The sequence below is a fragment of the Acinetobacter sp. T63 genome, assembly GCF_053852345.1.
Genome location: NZ_CM132659.1, coordinates 2271555 through 2289711, shown reverse-complemented (window position 1 = coordinate 2289711; position 18157 = coordinate 2271555). Strand labels below are relative to the sequence as shown.

The following is an 18157-nucleotide window of genomic DNA, read 5'->3' as shown; positions in this document are numbered from 1 at the left end:
AAATGACACATCATGGCAAACAACTTTGATTTCGAAGCAGCTTTAAAACAATTACAATCAGGACAACCCCTCACTGGTGAAAACGGTATCCTGACACCACTAATCAAACAGCTGACAGAAGCGGCTTTAAATGCTGAAATTGAAAACTATCTGGAAGAAAATCCTAAACCATCCAATCGCAGGAATGGTTACTCTCGCAAGACCGTAAAATCATCCTCCGGTTCATTTGAACTGGAAACACCTCGTGATCGCACTGGTGATTTTGAGCCTCAACTCGTCAAGAAAAATCAAACCAAACTCTCTGAAGAGATCGACAGTAAAGTCATCTCACTGTTTGCGCTCGGCATGAGCTACCGTGATATTCAAAAACATATTGCCGATATGTATGCACTGGATATTTCCGAGGGTGCCATTACCAATATTACAGACAAGCTAATCCCCGAATTACGTGCCTGGCAACAGAGGCCGCTTGATGCCGTATATCCCTTTGTGTGGCTCGATGCCATCCATTACAAGATCAAGGATGAAGGCCGTTATGTCAACAAAGCCGTTTATACCGTGCTGGGATTAAATACCGAAGGCCATAAAGAACTGCTGGGTCTTTACCTATCAGAAAGTGAAGGTGCTAATTATTGGCTCAGCGTACTCACAGATTTGCAGAACCGTGGCATACAAGACATTCTGATCGCCTGCGTTGATGGGCTTAAAGGCTTCCCTGAAGCAATTGCTGCGATATTTCCGCAGACAGAAGTGCAGTTATGTATTATTCACCAAATCCGCAATAGCTTGCGTTATGTGGCCAGTAAGGATCAAAAAGCCTTTATGGCTGATCTGAAGCCTGTTTACCGAGCAGATACCAAGCAGGCAGCTGAAATGGCGCTAGATGAGCTGGAAGCCAAATGGGGGGATAAATACGAGAAAGTCATTCGTTCATGGCGTGAAAAATGGCATTTACTCAGTGCCTATTTCAAATATCCGAAAGCGGTTAGGAAGCCAATTTATACCACCAATGCGGTTGAAGCAGTACATCGCCAATTCAGAAAACTGACCAAAACCAAGGGGGCTTTCCCGAATGAAAATAGCCTGCTGAAATTGCTGTATATTGGCATTCAACAGGCTTCTGAAAAATGGACAATGCCGGTGACAAACTGGGGGCAAACCATCACACAGTTATCGATTTACTTTGAAGGCAGGCTCGATGATATAATTAAACTCTAGCCAATTCGGCTGACACAGAATTTTGAACGCTCTCCTATTGTGCAATAACCCTGAAATTCTAATTTTTTATACCTTTTTTCATATCTTGTGTTTGCACCTTCATAAACTTTTTCAGTTGCAACCCCTTGTAATTTATTTGTTAACTGATCGATTTTTTTTAACTTTTGTTCTGCAACTTCGATTTTTTGATTAATAGCAACTTCAATAACTTGATTTACGAAATGATAGTTATGTCTAAAATTATCAATTAAATCTAATGCTGTAGTAACGTGATCAATTTGAGTTTTCATGTGTAGGTTAGAAAAGTTATTTGAGTTACTAGCTTTAATGTTATCAAACAATATTTTTATATTTCCTAATACATCTGATAACACTTTCTTTAAATTAGTAAAAGTATCTAATTCATTTCTGTAATTTGTAATTTTAGTTTCTAGTGATCCTAATTGAACTATAAGTTGTTTTAATTCTGAATCAAGTGTGGAATGTTTGGTAATCGCTGGGTCTTGAAGCTTATGACTAAAAGCGTTTGCATCATCTAAATTATTTTTGAGTATATTAAGTATTTCATTCATAGAAAAAACCCCGCATTAAGCGAGGTTTTTATAACATAAAATCAATTGATTAGCGAATAAATCAACCAATCAATTTTTTCATCAATTCATTTACTTGTGCAGGGTTAGCCTTACCACGTGATGCTTTCATCACTTGACCAACCAGACCGTTGAAAGCTTTCTCTTTACCAGATTTATACTCTTCAACCATCTTCTCATTGGCAGCAAGCACTTCCTTAATAATCGCTTCAATCGCGCCTGTATCAGTTTCCTGTTTCAAGCCTTTTTCAGCAATAATTTCGTCCGCAGTTTTGCCTTCTTCCCACATAAAGCCAAACACTTGTTTCGCGATTTTACCGCTAATGGTGTTGTCGACAATACGCGCAATCATACCGCCCAATTTCTCACTCGACACAGGAGAGTCGGCAAGGTCTAGGCCAGCTTTGTTTAAAGCACCTGAGAATTCGCCCATCACCCAGTTAGCAGCAATCTTACCTTGCGCAGCATCGCCAGCAGCTTTTACGACTTCCTCATAAAACTCTGACATTTCACGAGTCAGTGTCAATACGTGCGCATCGTACTCAGTCACACCGAAGTCAGCCACGAAACGTGCACGACGTGCAGCAGGCAGCTCAGGCATGGTTGCTTTAATTGCTTCAATTTGCTCGTCTGCAATGATCACAGGTAACAAGTCTGGATCAGGGAAGTAACGGTAGTCATTGGCTTCTTCCTTCGAACGCATTGAACGTGTTTCCATTTTCACAGGGTCGAACAAACGAGTTTCTTGGTCGATGGTGCCGTCCCATTCCAGGATTTCCATTTGACGTTCAATTTCAACATTAATCGCCTGTTCAATGAAACGGAATGAGTTCAGGTTTTTCAATTCACAACGTGTACCGAACGGTTGACCCGGACGACGTAAAGACACGTTACAGTCAGCACGGAATGAACCTTCGGCCATGTTACCGTCAGAAATACCTAACCAGCGCACCAGCGTGTGAATCGCTTTAATGTAGGCAACCGCTTCTTCAACAGAGCGCATATCGGGTTCAGATACGATTTCTAAAAGTGGTGTGCCTGCACGGTTCAAGTCGATGCCTGACATGCCTTCGAATTGGTCATGGATGGATTTACCCGCATCTTCTTCAAGGTGCGCACGGGTTACGCCAATACGTTTGGTGGTGCCATCTTCAAGCTGGATGTCGATATGACCGAGGCCCACAATCGGGTTGTCCATCTGGCTAATTTGATAGCCTTTAGGCGAATCCGGGTAGAAATAGTTTTTACGTGCAAATACAGAGGCTTGGTCGATGTAAGCATCAATCCCCAAACCAAAGCGAATTGCCAGATCAACCACTTCTTTGTTGAGTACAGGCAGTACACCTGGCATGGCTAAATCTACAAGGCTGGCCTGAGTATTTGGATCATTACCAAACTCGGTTGATGAACCGGAGAAGATTTTAGAGTTGGTCGCAAGCTGGGTGTGAATCTCGATCCCAATGACAACTTCCCAGCCATCAATCAGGTTAGATTTTGGTTTCGCGTTATTCTTCGCCATTATGCGTTCTCCTCAGCAATTGCCGCACGTTGTGTATGCCAATTGGTGGCTTGTTGGTACTGGTGCACCACAGACAACAATTGAGATTCTGACCAGTAATTACCAATCAGCTGTAAGCCAACTGGCAGGTTGTTCTGGTCAAAACCAACAGGGGCATTAATGGCAGGCAGACCGGCCAGGTTCACCGCAAGGGTGTAAATATCACCCAGATACATTTCTACCGGAGTCAGGTCAGCACCCACTTTATAGGCGGTAGTCGGTGCAGATGGCGCAGCAATCACATCCACCTGTTCAAAGGCTTTCAGGAAGTCTTGCTGGATTAAGCGGCGGACTTTCTGCGCTTTTACATAGTAGGCATCGTAATAACCGGCAGACAGGGCATAGGTACCAATCAGGATACGGCGCTGAACTTCAGCACCGAAACCTTCTGAACGAGAACGTTTGTACAGGTCCAGAATATCTTTTGGATCTTCACAGCGATAGCCATAACGTACGCCGTCATAACGTGACAGGTTAGAAGATGCTTCTGCTGGTGCAATCAGGTAATACGTCGGTACATAGGCTTCAGTCATGTTGAGATCAACCTCAACCAGAATGGCACCCATCTCTGCTAATTTTTTCAGCGATTCTTCAACGCGTGCTTTTACATCTGCGGCCAGACCGGCAACGTTAAAGTACTGTTTTGGAATACCAATACGTAAACCTTTTAACGATGTACCATTCAGGTTCGCCACGTAATCATCGACATCTTTCTCGACCGACGTTGAATCTTTGGCATCATGACCCGCCATCACGTTCATCAGATACGCACAGTCTTCCGCAGAACGCGCCATAGGACCGCCTTGGTCTAAAGATGATGCGTATGCGATCATACCGAAACGTGAAACACGGCCATAGGTTGGTTTCAGACCGGTCAAGCCACAGAAAGAAGCTGGCTGACGAATCGAACCACCGGTATCGGTACCGGTTGCAAATGGCGCCAGATCAGCCGCGACCACCGCAGCCGAACCACCTGAAGAACCACCCGGTACACGATCCAGTGCCCACGGGTTTTTGGTTGCGCCAAAGTATGAGCTTTCCGAGGTCGAACCCATTGCGAATTCGTCCATGTTCACTTTACCTAAAGTGACTAAGCCAGCAGTTTTACCTTTGGCAACCACCGTAGCATCGTAAGGCGAGATAAAGTTATCCAGCATTTTAGAACCAGCGGTGGTTTTAATGCCTTGGGTACAGAAAATATCTTTATGCGCAATAGGCACACCGGTCAGCACACCAGCGCCGCCAGCTTGACGCAACGCATCGGCAGCATCGGCTTGGGCCAGCGCCTGTTCCGCAGTTACGGTGACATAGGCATTGACCTGGGCATCAATTTTTTCGATGCGTTTTAAATAATGTTCGGTCAATTCGCGAGCAGAGAATTTTGCATTGGCTAAACCCTCAGTCAGTTCACGAATGGATAAGCGATGTAAATCTGTCATGAGAAATATTCTTTACCTGAATTCAACAAAAAGATGAGCGCTGAAAAAATTATTCAATTACGCGTGGTACCAGATACAAACCGTCCTGCACGGCAGGTGCAACGGCCTGATATTCCTCACGATGGTTATCTTCAGACACCACATCTTCACGTAGCGGTTGAGGGTGGTCAAATGGGCTTTTGAGTGGCTCAACGCCATCGGTATCGATGCCTTTTAAGGTTTCCATCATGCCTAAAATTTTATTTAGACTTTGAGCATATTCAGCAGATTGCGTATCATTGAGCGACAACCGAGCAAGATTGGCGATTGCTGAAACTGTTTGTGCATTTAAATCTGCAGAATGCTGTGCATCCGATGTAGACATAACATCACCTAATCAGTATTAAAAATTTTCAAAATATCGTGCGTTATAATAAGCGATTGACTTGTCCAAAGCATCACATTTAGTTAAAGTTGCCAACTTGCGTCCACATAAAGTTTAATCGAGAACGACTCCGTGATTCTAAAACGACTAATTGGCTTGTTTTCACCAGATCTAGCCATTGATTTAGGTACAGCAAATACACTTATTTATGCGCCAGGACGAGGCATTATATTAAATGAACCGACGGTTGTGGCAATTCGTCACAGCGGTTCACAGAAAATCGTTGCCGCAGTCGGTCTGGATGCTAAACAGATGCTGGGTCGTACACCTGCCAATATTTCTGCCATTCGTCCCATGAAAGACGGCGTCATTGCCGACTTTGAAGTGACTGAAACCATGCTGAACCAGTTCATCAGTAAAGTGCATGAAAAGCGCCTGTTTCCGCCTGCACCGCGTGTGGTGGTCTGTGTGCCATGCAAATCGACGCTGGTTGAACGTCGCGCCATTCGTGAGGCAGTGTTTAATGCCGGTGCGCGTGATGTCCGTTTAATTGAAGAACCGATGGCTGCAGCAATTGGTGCCGGTATGCCGGTTGAGCAGGCGTGTGGTTCGATGGTGGTCGATGTGGGCGGTGGTACAACTGAAATTGCGATTATTTCGCTACAAGGTTGTGTCTATGCAGATTCACTGCGTATTGGGGGCGATGTGTTTGATGAGCAGATCATCAACTATGTCCGTAAAGCGCATGGCTGTGTGATTGGTGAAACCACAGCAGAAACCATCAAGAAAGAAGTGGGCATGGCAGTTCCGGAAGAAGGTGCGAAGCCTCTGGAAATTGAAGTACGTGGCCGTAACCTGGCCGAAGGTGTGCCTCGTGCCATTACCGTGACTTCTGATGAAATTACCCAGGCGATTTCTGATCCGCTACAAAATATTGTGTCGGCAGTAAAATCGGCGCTGGAACAAACACCACCAGAATTATCTTCAGATATCGCCGAGCGCGGTATCGTCCTGACCGGCGGTGGTGCCTTGCTGCGTAATCTGGACAAGCTGCTGGCCAAAGAAACCGGCTTGCCAGTGGTTGTGGCTGAAGAACCTTTAACCTGTGTCACCCGTGGTGGTGGCAAGGTACTGGAATTCTTTGATAATCCAAACCATGACATGTTATTTGTAGGCTAATCAAAAGGACCCGGCGGTGCAATCACATCTGTTTTCCAGACAACCGCCATCTTTTCGCTCCTTTATTATTGCGGTCATTACATGCCTGGTGGTGCTGTTTTTTAACTGGCGCATGCCGCATGTAATTCAACCGGCAAGGGATCTCTTGTACGCGGCATATAATCCGATTTATGCGCTGGCAAGTTATCCGGTGTTGTCGCGAGAATGGCTAAGTCAACAAAGTAAATCTGAAGCCCAGCTGCGTCGTGAAAATACCGCGATGCAGGCCGAGCTGCTTCAGGCACAGGTACGCCTGCAAAAACTCTCCGAACTGTCTGCCGAAAATACCCGTTTACGTGGCCTGCTCGATACGCCACTGATCATTGACGGACGCATGGAAATTGCCGAAGTGATTGGGACCGATGCCGATCCGCTACGACATATTATTGTGATTAACCGCGGCGCCAACCGTCAGCTCAAAGTCGGGCAAACCGTGCTGGATGATCGTGGTATTATGGGCCAGATTGTTGATGTCTATCCGCACAGTAGCCGGGTGATGCTGCTGTCTGATAAAGAACATTCGCTGTCGGTACGTCTGGAACATACCGGTATGCGCGCGATTGTTTCGGGTATGGGTGACTTAGGTCGTTTAAAAATGGAATATGTGCCGACCAGCGCCAATATCAAAGTCGGTGAAAAAGTCTATAGCTCCGGACTCGGTGAACATTTCCCGGCAGGTTATCTGGTCGGAACTATTTCCAAGGTCAGCCGGCATAACTCGGGCGAGTTTGCGCAAATTGATGTGATTCCTGCTGCACAGCTGGCCGGTGGACATCATGTGGTGGTGTTATTCTCTGAATCCTTATCACGGGAGCAGCCACATGCCAATCGCTAAAATGGGCCAGCGCAAACCCAAAGATCCTTTATTCCCGATTATTTTTTCGGTCATTATTGCCTCGGTGCTGCTGGTTTATCCTTTGTCTTATGGCTTATCGGGCTGGCGTCCGGTATTTATGATGATGGTGATGCTGTTCTGGGTCATGAGCCAGCCGACCTGGTGCGGCGTCTGGTTTGCCTTTGGCACCGGCCTGTTTGCAGATTTGCTGCTGGATGCACCGCTGGGCATGAATGCCTTAAGTTTTGTATTAATTACTTTTGTGGCGCGATTCTTGACCCGTGAACGCCGGGTGATGACTTTTGCCAATTTATGGGTGATTGCCAGTATTGCCATTGTGGTCCATCTGGCGCTGATCTGGCTGTTACAGGTTATGGCTGGTATTGAATTTCCATTTGCCCGTCACTGGCAACCGGTGCTGTCCAGCATTCTGGTCTGGCCGGTGCTGTATTATCTGCTACGAAAATGGCGCAGCTTATAATTCTGGCCTCCAGCTCACCTCGACGCCGTGAGCTGCTTGAACAGTTGGGGCTGCAATTTGAGATTTACAGCCCGGACATCGACGAGTCTATTTTGCCAGATGAGCCAGTTGAGCAGTATGTTGAGCGGCTGGCCTGTGCCAAAGCTGATGCTGTGTTGGCACGTTTTCCAGAGGCGATTGTGATTGCCGCTGATACCAGTTTGGGCGTTGATGGGCAGATTTTAGGAAAACCAGAATCCAAGGCGCATGCCTTTGCCATGTGGCAGCAGATTTCTGGTCGAAAACATGATGTATTTTCAGGTGTTTGCGTACGCACAAAAGCAGAAAAATACAGTATAGTGGTACGTACTCAGGTTGAATTTCAAGCGCTGAGCCAAGCTGACATGGAGTGTTATTGGGCCAGTGGAGAGCCGGTGGGCAAGGCGGGAGCCTATGCCATACAGGGCATTGCAGCACGTTATATCCCGCGTATTGAAGGCAGTTATAGCAACGTGGTGGGATTGCCGCTGCATGAAACCGTACAGTTATTACAGACAGTTAAGGCACTAAATTAACTGCTGCTACAAGAATTTTTATAAGGCTTTGAGTTGTATTATGTCTGACGAGTTGTTGATTAACGTCACGCCTATGGAATGTCGTGTCGCGTTAATTCAAAACGGCACGGTCAATGAATTATTTGTTGAACGTACCGCCAAACGTGGTTTAGTAGGAAATATTTATAAAGGTAAAGTGGTACGGGTGCTGCCAGGTATGCAGGCCGCCTTTGTCGATATTGGGCTGTCACGTACCGCTTTTTTACATATCAATGACATGGTCTGGCCACGCAGCCAACCAACGCCAAATGTCTTTGAGCTGTTACAGCCGGGGCAAATCCTTACCGTGCAGGTCATGAAAGACATGCTCGGCACCAAAGGTGCGCGCCTGTCGACCGATCTGTCAATTCCTTCGCGTTATCTGGTCTTGATGCCGTTTGGTAGCCATATTGGCGTATCACAGCGGATTGAATCGGATGAAGAGCGTGACCGTTTACGCTCGATGATTGAACGGATTCAGAAACAGCATAAACTGCCGGGCTCGGTGATTGTCCGTACCGCCGCAGAAGGGGTGGAAGAAGCCGCCATTGCCCAGGACATGGCCTATCTGGCTAAACTGTGGGAGCATATTCAGCGCAAACAGAAAATTATTGCGGTGCCGTCTTTAATTTTTGAGGAGCTGCCTTTGCCGCAGCGCGTGATTCGCGATCTGGCCAATGAAGAAACCGCCAAAATCTATGTCGATTCACGTGAAATTTATGCCAAGTTGAAAGACTTTGTCGATGAGTTTGTGCCGAATATGCAAAACCGATTGTTGCATTATCCGGGCGAACGGCCGCTGTTCGATTTATACAATGTCGAAGAAGATATTCAGAAGGCACTTCAAACCCGCGTGGCGCTGAAATCGGGTGGCTATCTGATGATTGATCAGACCGAAGCCATGACCACCATTGATATCAATACTGGTTCTTATGTCGGCGGGCGTAGTCTGGAAGACACGGTCTTTAAAACCAATATGGAAGCCACGCAGGTGATTGCACGTCAGTTGCGACTGCGTAACTTGGGCGGGATTATCATTATTGATTTTATTGACATGCAGGAAGCACAGCATCGTGAAGAAGTGATGTGCCAGTTCGAGAAAATGCTGGAACGCGATCATGCTAAAACCAAAATTACCCAGGTGTCTGAACTGGGTCTGGTGGAAATGACCCGTAAGCGCACCCGTGAATCTCTGGAACATTTGCTGTGTGAGTCTTGTCCAACCTGTCAGGGCCGTGGTTATGTGAAAACAGCCGAGTCAGTGTGTTACGAGATTTTTCGAGAAATTATGCGCTATGCACGTGCCTTTGAATCTCAGCGTGGCTTTACTGTCGTTGCCCATCCATCGGTGATTGACCGGCTGTTAACCGCAGAAGCACCAGCCGTCGCGGATCTGGAGCATTTCGTGAATCGTGTCATAAAATTCCAGGTTGAAAATTTATACACGCAAGAGCAATACGATATCATTTTAAGCTGAAATTGTAACAGGATATCGTTAAACAGTTGTTACATCTGAAATTTTACTTTTTTAGGTAGATTCACAATACTAAGCATACACCAGAGCCAAAGCCGTAATCTCCCTTACGGTTTCAGCAAAATGAGGTCTATCATGGGTATGAGCGAAGTCGTGATTAATAAAAGTCTTAAAGTTTTAGAACCAAAAACTGTACACAGTGCGGCGTATATCGTAGATGAGCAAGGTAAAGAAGTACAAATTACTACCGCCATGATTCGCACCGTCTGTCAGCAATTATTAAAACAATGTCGAACCATTAAAAATTAAGGGGCCTTTTGAAAGCCCCTTAATTTTTTCTCTTATCATTACAATTTTAAAAAAGAGATTCATACTTTTCGTCTGAATCTCGATATTCTTCCGGCCTGGGCCGAGTCTTTCAACTGACTTTTTGTTCCACCTCGTCCAAGGTCACATCTACCGTTTCAATAATCCGTTCAAAACGCTGAATTTCATCTTCCAGATGCTGTAACAGGTTCTGCATTTTTGGCAGGGCATTGCGACAGGCCGTTAAACCGACTTCCAGCTTGTCCTGATAACTAGTCATGGTGATATTCAGCGCTTGACCATCCAGCACAATTGAAGCCGGATACAGTGCTTCGAGTTTGGCACCATTCCAGTACAGCGCTTCACGCGGTCCCGGTACATTGGAAATGACCAGGTTAAAGGCCTGACGTTTTGGCATTAAACCAGACACAATGTTTAGGCCGGCGGCGCTATAAACAAAGGCGCTATAGTTGAGAATCTGGTTGGCATTCATGCGTTTAAAGCGTTCTTTGGCATTCAGCACGCTGCGGCGAATAATGCTGAGACGTTCCAGCGGATTGTCCTTGTGCGTCGCCAGGTTGGCCAGAATCATGGTAATCCGGTTGGATACATCGGAATCATCGCTACGGACTGAGGCGGGTACCATGGCAATTAGTGGTTTTCTTGGCAGGGCATTCTGGCTGAGTAAATATTCACGTAAGGCACCTGAACAGATGGCCAGCACAATGTCATTAATCGTCACGCCTAGGGCCTTGGCAATTTTATGCAGACGGGCAAACTCATAGGACTGTGCAGCAAAGCGGCGTGAAGAACTGACGCGCTGATTCAGAATTGAACTTGGCGCCTGGAAGCTGGATACATAATCCGGATTACGGCCCATATCTTTCATTACGGTTTGTGATAACTCGTACATGACTCGCGGTGTGGCTTCCAGCTGGCTTTTCAGGCCTGCTGCAATATTTTTAAAGCGGCTGGCTTTTGGCTCTTTCAGGCGTTTGGCGCGGCGGCCTTCTACACACCAAGGCGGTACAATACTTTTGGCATCCGGATCGTGTGAGAGCGATTTTTCCAGTAAGCGCATGCCGGCAATGCCATCGACCATGGCATGATGGATTTTGAAGTACATGGCAAAGCGGTTGCCTTCAATGCCTTCAATAATATGACAGGTCCACAGCGGTTTGGCGCGGTCAATCAGCGCGCTGTGTTCTTGAGAAATATAGGTCAGTAATTCACGGATTCGTCCCGGATGAGGCAGGGCGATATGACGGAAATGGTGGTCCAGATCAAATTCAGGATCTTCATCCCAGAATAGTCCATTTAATTTATTGTTAAATGGTGGAATCGGCATCGATTGAGAATTACGGATGTCTTCGACCAGATCTTGAATAAAGGTTTCAGGTGCGTTCTCTGGAATCTGAAATAGGAATAACCCCCCAACATGCATTGGTTGCTGGCGTTTTTCTAAAGACAGAAAGATAAAATCAATCGGATGTAATGGACGCATAGCGTTAATTGCCTCACTGCAATATGACCGACCCTCATTGGAACGGCTTTTTAGAATTATAGGTGAACTGACTTAGTATATAGTGTTTATCATATAAACGCGGAACTTTGTTTATTCTGTTGCGTAAAAAAATAAACCACTGCTGGGCAGTGGTCTAGCGTATTTATTTTTTCAGATTTCCGGCGTGAAGTCCACATTCTTTATGGGTTGCATCTTCCCACCACCAGCGGCCTTCGCGTTCATGCTGGTTTGGTAACACCGCACGGGTACACGGTTCACAGCCAATCGAAATAAAACCTTTTTCATGTAATGGATTATATGGAATTTCCATTAAACGGATGTAATTCCAGACATCACTGCTGGACCAGTTGGCCAGCGGATTGTACTTGATGAGCTGTTTGCCAGGACCAGAAAAACCCGGGTCAGCCTGAACCACTGGAATTTCATTGCGCGTGCCCGGACTCTGGTCTTTACGCTGACCGGTAATCCAGCCATCTAGCGTGGCCAGCTTTTTACGCAGCGGCTGAACTTTACGGATGCCGCAGCATTCCTGATGACCATCGGCGTAGAAACTGAATAAGCCTTTTTCATTAACCAGTTGCTGAATCGCTTCAGTTTCCGGGAAACAGATTTCAATTGGAATATTATAGTGCTTGCGAACGGTTTCAATAAATTGATAGGTTTCGGCATGCAAACGGCCGGTATCCAGGCTAAAGACACGAAAAGGCAGACCCAGATTGGCCGCCATATCAATCAGCACCACATCTTCAGCGCCTGAAAAGGAAATCGCAATTTCACCTGGCTGGCTGAGTGCCAGTTTTAGAATTTCACTTGGAGATTTATCTGCATATTCGGCGGCAAGCGCGTCAACGAGATCAATAGTGGGAATGGTAGTCATAATATTCCTGGCTATAGGCTTGGAGATGACAAAACCTATATTAATTTATTTCGGCTGTATTTTAATAGAAATGCCAAAACCGACTTATCACTAAAAAATCAATGCTTATGAAAAAAATAGATTTAAAAAAGAACAAGTCAAAAGCGCGATCTTGGTCTATGATAGAGCAAATTTTTTTCAATGACAGATATGGGGAGCATTCATGGAAGTTGTATGTCTTGATCTTGAAGGTGTGTTGGTTCCAGAAATTTGGATTAACTTTGCAAAAAAAACTGGGATTAAAGAGCTAGAAGCGACAACCCGTGATATTCCTGACTATGATGTATTAATGACACAGCGTTTGAATATCTTAAAACAGCATGGTTTGGGTTTAAATGATATTCAGGAAGTGATTGCCGATATGGGCCCATTTCCGGGTGCCAAAGAATTTGTGGAATGGCTACGTACCCATTTCCAGCTAATTATTCTATCTGATACATTCTATGAATTTGCTCATCCGTTAATGAAGCAACTGGGCTGGCCAACTATTTTCTGCCATAAACTGGAAACTGATGAAAATGGCATGATCACCGCGTACAAGCTGCGTCAACCTGACCAGAAGCGTCAGGCCGTAAAAGCATTACATGGTTTGAATTTCCGTGTGATTGCCGCAGGCGATTCTTATAATGACACCACCATGCTTGGCGAAGCCGATGCCGGTTTCCTGTTTGATGCACCTGAAAATGTGATTGCAGAATTTCCACAGTTCCCGGCCATTCATGGCTATGAAGCGCTAAAAGAAGCGATCCGTAAAGCTTCTGTGCGTGATATTCCAGCTTAATGGATACCCGCTGAACTAAGGAAAGCCGCAAATTATGCGGCTTTTTTATTGAGATTTTCATTCATTAAAACAATAAAAAAGGGCGCCCGAAGGCGCCCCCAAACAAGCTTTGCATCAAGAGAGTGTTTTAGAAGCGATAACCGATTTTCATACCATATGCTAAAGCATAATTATTCTCGAATTGGCCTACAGGTTTGCCACCGGTTTGCGCAATTGCATCACCTAACCAGAGGTATTTAACACCGCCGGCAATAAAGTAGTTGGCAGCAGGGCTGTATTGAGCCCCTAGACCTAGGCTCCAATAACCTTCTGTTGGACCTAAAGTGGTGACAGGGTTGCCTGCACCAGAGTCATAACCTACAGAAGCAGAACCAGACCAATGACTATTAAACTTGCGACCCACGCCTACGGTTGCAGACCATTGATCATCTGAATAGTCAATAAGGTTATTGCCAGAAGCTGCATTTAAAAACTTTGGTGTGACCGCAAATTGATCCCAATGTGCCCAACGGATATTGGCAAAAGCTAAAGTGTTGGCTGCAACACCTGTTTGAAAATCAATGTTTACTGATTGCGGAGTTACAACTTCAGTGAGTGCATTTGGTCGTTGAATTGCACCAAACCCAAAAGTTTCTGTAGTATCAAGTTCATGTTTGATTTCTGAACGATAGGTAACTGCAGTTTTTAACGCGATTTCTGGAATTTGATAAGCAAAACCAGCAAGCCAACCGTATGCTTCATCTTCTTTTAAATTAATGTCGTAGCTGCCAAGTTTAGAAGCACCCCCGTACGCAAGTCCACGTAAAGATACTGTACCTTGTACGGTTTGATAAACAGGACCCGCGTAGAAATTCCAGTTTTCTGTAGGTTGGTAACCAATTAAAGCTGAAAGATTGTGTGTTTCTACTTCTACTTGGGTTGCTTCACCATTCGCGCCAAAAACTGGATTATTTGAAGGGTAGAGAGATTCGGCGCCAAATGGTTGGTCATATAAAAGACCTATAGAAATGTGTTCAGTTGCTTGTACTTTAATCGCAGCAGAAGGGAAATAATAATCTTCTGCCATATCGTTAACTTTCAATTGATTAGATTGAACTTTGGGATCTAAAACTGAAATACCTGCTTCTGCATAATTACCCGGTTGTAAAAATGCGGCAATAGATTGACCAGAACGGTCTAAACCAGCAGCAAGCGCAGGTGTAAGTGGGAGAGTACTAAGTAAAATAGCCGAATAAATTTTATTGAGCTTCATGGTCGTTCCCTGATGCTTTATGTAACAAAAAGTGCAGGAAAAGTAACATATTTGAAAAAAGAGTAAATGCTCAACTTCGCAGAATAAATGAACTGAATAAGTTATAAATAGCAGTTGATTAGAGTGAAAGTACTATTTTTAGGTCTTAAGTAAATGAATTTTATTAAATAATTTTTTAGGGTGGTATTTGGGTAAATACGTGTTTAATTGTTTTAAATTTGAACATTTGGTTAACACTTGTATAAAAACTAGAAGTTTTTAGTGCAAAAAAACCACCCCGAAGGGTGGCTCTATTGAAAAATATTGAAATTAGAAGCGGTAACCGATTTTGAGGCCATACGCCCAAGCATCGTTATCTTCGAACTCTGCTACATACTCATTGCCGCCTGCTTGAGCACCGGTCTGTGCTTTAGCATCACCTAACATGAAATATTTAACGCCCCCAGCAATGAAGTAGTTTGGTGCAGGTGAATATTGAACACCTAAACCGACATTCCAATAACCTTCTGTTGGGCCAAGTGTTGATACAGGGTTACCTGCACCTGAATCCCAACCTACAGAAACGTTACCCGCCCATTGCTCACTTAGTTTGCGACCTACACCTACAGTTGCAGAAATTTGGTCATCTTCATACTCAACTAGATTGAAGCCATTAGGACGTTCAACGATAGGGCCAACTGCTTCGGAAATTAAACCGAACTTATATGGGCGAATTGAGAAATTAGACCAATCTACCCAACGTACATTTGCGAAGGCAACAGTATTGGCCATAATACCTGTCTGGAAATCTAGATTAACAGATTGAGGTGTAGTAATTTTAGTTTCACCACTTGCCGCTGCAATAGCTGCTGCTGCTTCAGCACCTCCATCTAAAAGTGCTAAAGCAGGAAGGGTAGGAATATTCTCATTAATATTAACGTTGTGATCAATCTCTGAGCGATACGTTAGGGATGCTTTTAATGCAATTTCAGGAATTTGATAAGCAATACCTGCTAACCAACCTACAGCGCTGTCTTCTGGAATGGAGGCATCATAGCCATTGTATAGGCTGTATGCCTGACCACGTAAAGATACATTACCTTTAATAGTTTGATAAACAGCACCACCATAAATATTCCAGTTCTCAGTCGGTTGATAACCCATTACAAACGATAGATTTTGAGTATCAACTTCAACTTGAGTATTGCCTACACCCAGTAAACCATTGACATTGGCCAATCCTGCATCAACTTGAGCTTCTACTCCAGCGAGAACACCTGCATCAATTTGTTCTTTTACTGCATCAATAGTGTTGTATGCGGTTAAAGTGGCGGCATATTGAGCTTGTCCTGTTGCCGTTGTTAAATCAACTCCTTGAGCTTGTAATGCTGCGCCAACTCGTTGTTCTGGTGTTAGACTATTAAAGGCAGTATCAATAGTTTCTTGGCGAATTCCAGCGAGGGCAGCGGGATCAAGAATTGTATTTGTTGCATCGGAAACAAAGATGTTATTTCCGCTATATGCGGCATCTGCTCCATATGGTTGATCGTATAAAATACCAAATGAGAAGTTTTTAGTTGGTTGCAGTTTTAAAGCAGCACTTGGGAAATAATAATCATCTGCCATGTCACCGATGTGGCGACTAGTGTTACTAGTACCAGCTTCTTTACCAGTAACTTTTGGGTCTAATACAGAAATCCCTGCTTCAAAATAGTTACCTGGTTGTAAAAATGCAGCCATAGATTGGCCAGAACGATCTAGAGCTGCAGCAAAAGCACCTGTCATTGGTACAGTTGCTAAAATCATTGCTGTGCTAAGTGCTTTTAATTTCATTATACATTTCCCTTGGGCTATAAAGTCTTTTATGACAGTTTTTGTTGATGCTTTAAGCTTTCATTTTGGATGATTTCGATTTGTGCAAACCGAGAGCATTTGTTACTCCATGTGACAAAAATATCACAATTAAAATAAGAGTAAATGCTCTAGAAAAAACTAATCAGTATAAAAAATACGCTGAATAGAGTATTTGTTCTAATTGGTGTGGGTTTTTGGCTTTTTAGTGATTGAAAATTAAAGAATAAAATTTAAAATCAATCTCTTGTTTGAATGTTTTTAATTGATTGAAATTTGATCGATTTTGGTAGTTAAAAATTTGAGGCTTATTTATGTGAAACTATAATTTTTGAGATTTAATTCAAAATTTTAGAGACTCGCGTGCTCTTAAAAAATCAGGTGATTAGTGGGTTAAAAACAGAAGCAGCTATATCGCTGCTCCTGATCTGTGGAATTTAAGCTGCATCTAGCCCCGTTGTGATCAGCTTTGCCCCTGTAGCAGCCTGAATTTGTGCAAGGGTCACATCTTTGGCCAGTTCTACGAGCTTTAAGCCCTGTTCAGTCACATCAATCACGCCGAGATCACTAATAATCCGGTTGACGACGCCTTGACCGGTCAGGGGTAGACTACATTCGGAAAGTAGTTTTGGGCTGCCATCTTTGGCACAGTGTTCCATGAGCACCACGACTTTCTGTACCCCAACCACCAGATCCATGGCGCCGCCCATGCCTTTGACTTTTTTACCTGGAATCATCCAGTTAGCCAAATCGCCACGTTCCGACACCTCCATGGCACCTAAAATGGCAATGTTGACATGCCCACCGCGAATCATAGCGAAGGACTCTGCGCTCGAGAAAAATGATGCACCCGCTTGTGCGGTTACAGTCTGTTTCCCGGCATTAATTAGATCGGGATCAACCGTGTCCTGAGTCGGAAACTCACCAATGCCCAGCAGGCCATTTTCAGACTGTAGCCAGACGTTGATATGTTCTGGAATATAGTTAGCAACCAGGGTGGGCAGGCCAATCCCTAAATTAATATAAAAGCCATCTTGCAGCTCAAGCGCAGCACGCTGGGCCATTTCATTTCGCGTCCATGTCATGGTTTAAGCCTCCGCCTTTAAGGTCATCTGTTCAATCCGTTTTTCGGGTGTGCTGTTCAGTACCACACGGTTGATATAAATTCCAGGCAGATGGATCTCGTCCGGGTCCAGCTCGCCGATTTCCACAATCTGCTCGACTTCCGCAATGGTAAATTTGCCGGCCATGGCACATTCAGGATTAAAGTTACGGGCAGTTTTGCGGAATATTAAATTTCCGGCTTTATCTGCCTTGTAAGCTTTAATTAATGCAACATCGGCAGTTAAGGCGTGTTCCAGAATATAGGATTTTCCTTCAAATTCACGAACTTCTTTGCCTTCGGCAATCAGCGTGCCGACCCCGGTTTGTGTATAAAATGCCGGAATCCCTGCGCCGCCAGCACGTAATTTTTCTGCCAGTGTGCCTTGAGGGGTTAGTTCCACTTCCAGTTCACCACTTAAATACTGGCGTTCAAATTCCTTATTTTCACCAACATAGGAGGAGACCATCTTTTTAATCTGTTTGGTCTGTAGCAGTTTGCCCAAACCAAAATCATCGATCCCAGCATTGTTGGAAATACAGGTCAGTCCAGTCACTCCGGTATTTTTTAGCGCTTCAATTAAGGCTTCAGGAATGCCACAGAGGCCAAAACCACCTACCGCGAGCGTTTGATGATTGGCCACCACATCGGCCAACGCCAGCTCAGCAGTTGCTACTACTTTATTCATCTGTTTTA

The 18157-nt window shown here is 44.7% G+C and carries 18 protein-coding genes; 8 read left to right on the top strand and 10 right to left on the bottom strand.

Annotated elements, in window-relative coordinates:
- The first annotated feature begins 12 nt into the window (after positions 1-12).
- Positions 13-1218: an IS256 family transposase gene (locus ACVLR6_RS10995; RefSeq protein ID WP_004911237.1), complete on the top strand. Its 1206-nt coding sequence runs from the start codon at positions 13-15 to the stop codon at positions 1216-1218.
- Here the strand turns inward: ACVLR6_RS10995 and ACVLR6_RS10990 are convergent.
- The 4 genes from ACVLR6_RS10990 to gatC all read right to left on the bottom strand — a co-directional run bounded on the left by ACVLR6_RS10990 (position 1215) and on the right by gatC (position 5169).
- Positions 1215-1790, bottom strand: coding sequence for a hypothetical protein (locus tag ACVLR6_RS10990; RefSeq protein WP_455995210.1), 576 nt, complete (start codon positions 1788-1790; stop codon positions 1215-1217). The genes ACVLR6_RS10995 and ACVLR6_RS10990 overlap by 4 nt on opposite strands.
- Positions 1791-1851: 61 nt before the next feature.
- Positions 1852-3327 carry an Asp-tRNA(Asn)/Glu-tRNA(Gln) amidotransferase subunit GatB gene (gene gatB, locus ACVLR6_RS10985; RefSeq protein WP_455995208.1) on the bottom strand — a complete coding sequence of 492 codons (1476 nt, stop codon included), beginning with the start codon at positions 3325-3327 and terminating at the stop codon, positions 1852-1854.
- Positions 3327-4805 carry an Asp-tRNA(Asn)/Glu-tRNA(Gln) amidotransferase subunit GatA gene (gene gatA / locus ACVLR6_RS10980; RefSeq protein WP_104470939.1) on the bottom strand — a complete coding sequence of 493 codons (1479 nt, stop codon included), beginning with the start codon at positions 4803-4805 and terminating at the stop codon, positions 3327-3329. The genes gatB and gatA overlap by 1 nt, the downstream gene beginning before the upstream one ends.
- Positions 4806-4854: 49 nt before the next feature.
- Positions 4855-5169, bottom strand: coding sequence for an Asp-tRNA(Asn)/Glu-tRNA(Gln) amidotransferase subunit GatC (gene gatC / locus ACVLR6_RS10975; protein WP_005179709.1), 315 nt, complete (start codon positions 5167-5169; stop codon positions 4855-4857).
- Between the two features lie 132 nt (positions 5170-5301).
- Between gatC and ACVLR6_RS10970 the strand changes: the two genes are divergently transcribed.
- The 6 genes from ACVLR6_RS10970 (at position 5302) to ACVLR6_RS10945 (ending at position 10058) form a co-directional block, all read left to right on the top strand.
- Positions 5302-6348 (top strand): rod shape-determining protein, encoded by a 1047-nt coding sequence (locus ACVLR6_RS10970; protein WP_005179708.1) that lies wholly within the window; start codon positions 5302-5304, stop codon positions 6346-6348.
- Between the two features lie 16 nt (positions 6349-6364).
- Complete coding sequence (mreC, locus tag ACVLR6_RS10965; RefSeq protein ID WP_168384258.1) at positions 6365-7222, top strand: rod shape-determining protein MreC; 858 nt, start codon at positions 6365-6367, stop codon at positions 7220-7222.
- Positions 7209-7703, top strand: a complete 495-nt coding sequence (gene mreD, locus ACVLR6_RS10960) for a rod shape-determining protein MreD (protein ID WP_455995206.1) — start codon at positions 7209-7211, stop codon at positions 7701-7703. The genes mreC and mreD overlap by 14 nt, the downstream gene beginning before the upstream one ends.
- Positions 7688-8257 carry a Maf family nucleotide pyrophosphatase gene (locus ACVLR6_RS10955; protein ID WP_455995204.1) on the top strand — a complete coding sequence of 190 codons (570 nt, stop codon included), beginning with the start codon at positions 7688-7690 and terminating at the stop codon, positions 8255-8257. The genes mreD and ACVLR6_RS10955 overlap by 16 nt, the downstream gene beginning before the upstream one ends.
- Before the next feature lie 40 nt (positions 8258-8297).
- Positions 8298-9752, top strand: coding sequence for a ribonuclease G (gene rng, locus ACVLR6_RS10950; RefSeq protein WP_005179701.1), 1455 nt, complete (start codon positions 8298-8300; stop codon positions 9750-9752).
- Positions 9753-9884: 132 nt separating this feature from the next.
- The gene (locus ACVLR6_RS10945) at positions 9885-10058 is read left to right on the top strand and encodes a PA1571 family protein (protein WP_171293480.1); all 174 of its coding nucleotides are present in this window, start codon (positions 9885-9887) and stop codon (positions 10056-10058) included.
- A 109-nt stretch (positions 10059-10167) separates the two neighbouring features.
- Here the strand turns inward: ACVLR6_RS10945 and ACVLR6_RS10940 are convergent, their stop codons facing one another.
- On the bottom strand, positions 10168-11559 hold the full coding sequence (locus ACVLR6_RS10940) for a WS/DGAT/MGAT family O-acyltransferase (protein WP_005179696.1): 1392 nt from the start codon (positions 11557-11559) through the stop codon (positions 10168-10170).
- A 163-nt stretch (positions 11560-11722) separates the two neighbouring features.
- Entirely contained in the window at positions 11723-12457 is a 735-nt protein-coding gene (locus ACVLR6_RS10935) for a phosphoadenylyl-sulfate reductase (RefSeq protein WP_005179693.1), read from the bottom strand.
- 202 nt (positions 12458-12659) lie between these two features.
- On the opposite strand from ACVLR6_RS10935, the gene thrH reads away from it, so the two are divergent.
- On the top strand, positions 12660-13277 hold the full coding sequence (gene thrH, locus ACVLR6_RS10930) for a bifunctional phosphoserine phosphatase/homoserine phosphotransferase ThrH (RefSeq protein WP_075168141.1): 618 nt from the start codon (positions 12660-12662) through the stop codon (positions 13275-13277).
- Positions 13278-13404: 127 nt separating this feature from the next.
- Here thrH and ACVLR6_RS10925 read toward each other — a convergent pair whose 3' ends face one another.
- The 4 genes from ACVLR6_RS10925 to ACVLR6_RS10910 all read right to left on the bottom strand — a co-directional run bounded on the left by ACVLR6_RS10925 (position 13405) and on the right by ACVLR6_RS10910 (position 18149).
- A complete protein-coding gene (locus ACVLR6_RS10925; RefSeq protein WP_180061858.1) occupies positions 13405-14529 on the bottom strand; it encodes an OmpP1/FadL family transporter in 1125 nt (374 codons plus the stop codon).
- A 309-nt stretch (positions 14530-14838) separates the two neighbouring features.
- Positions 14839-16341 carry an outer membrane protein transport protein gene (locus tag ACVLR6_RS10920; protein WP_455995201.1) on the bottom strand — a complete coding sequence of 501 codons (1503 nt, stop codon included), beginning with the start codon at positions 16339-16341 and terminating at the stop codon, positions 14839-14841.
- 455 nt (positions 16342-16796) lie between these two features.
- Complete coding sequence (locus tag ACVLR6_RS10915) at positions 16797-17444, bottom strand: 3-oxoacid CoA-transferase subunit B (RefSeq protein WP_455995199.1); 648 nt, start codon at positions 17442-17444, stop codon at positions 16797-16799.
- A gap of 3 nt (positions 17445-17447) precedes the next feature.
- On the bottom strand, positions 17448-18149 hold the full coding sequence (locus ACVLR6_RS10910; protein ID WP_455995197.1) for a CoA transferase subunit A: 702 nt from the start codon (positions 18147-18149) through the stop codon (positions 17448-17450).
- Between the last annotated feature and the right edge of the window lie 8 nt (positions 18150-18157).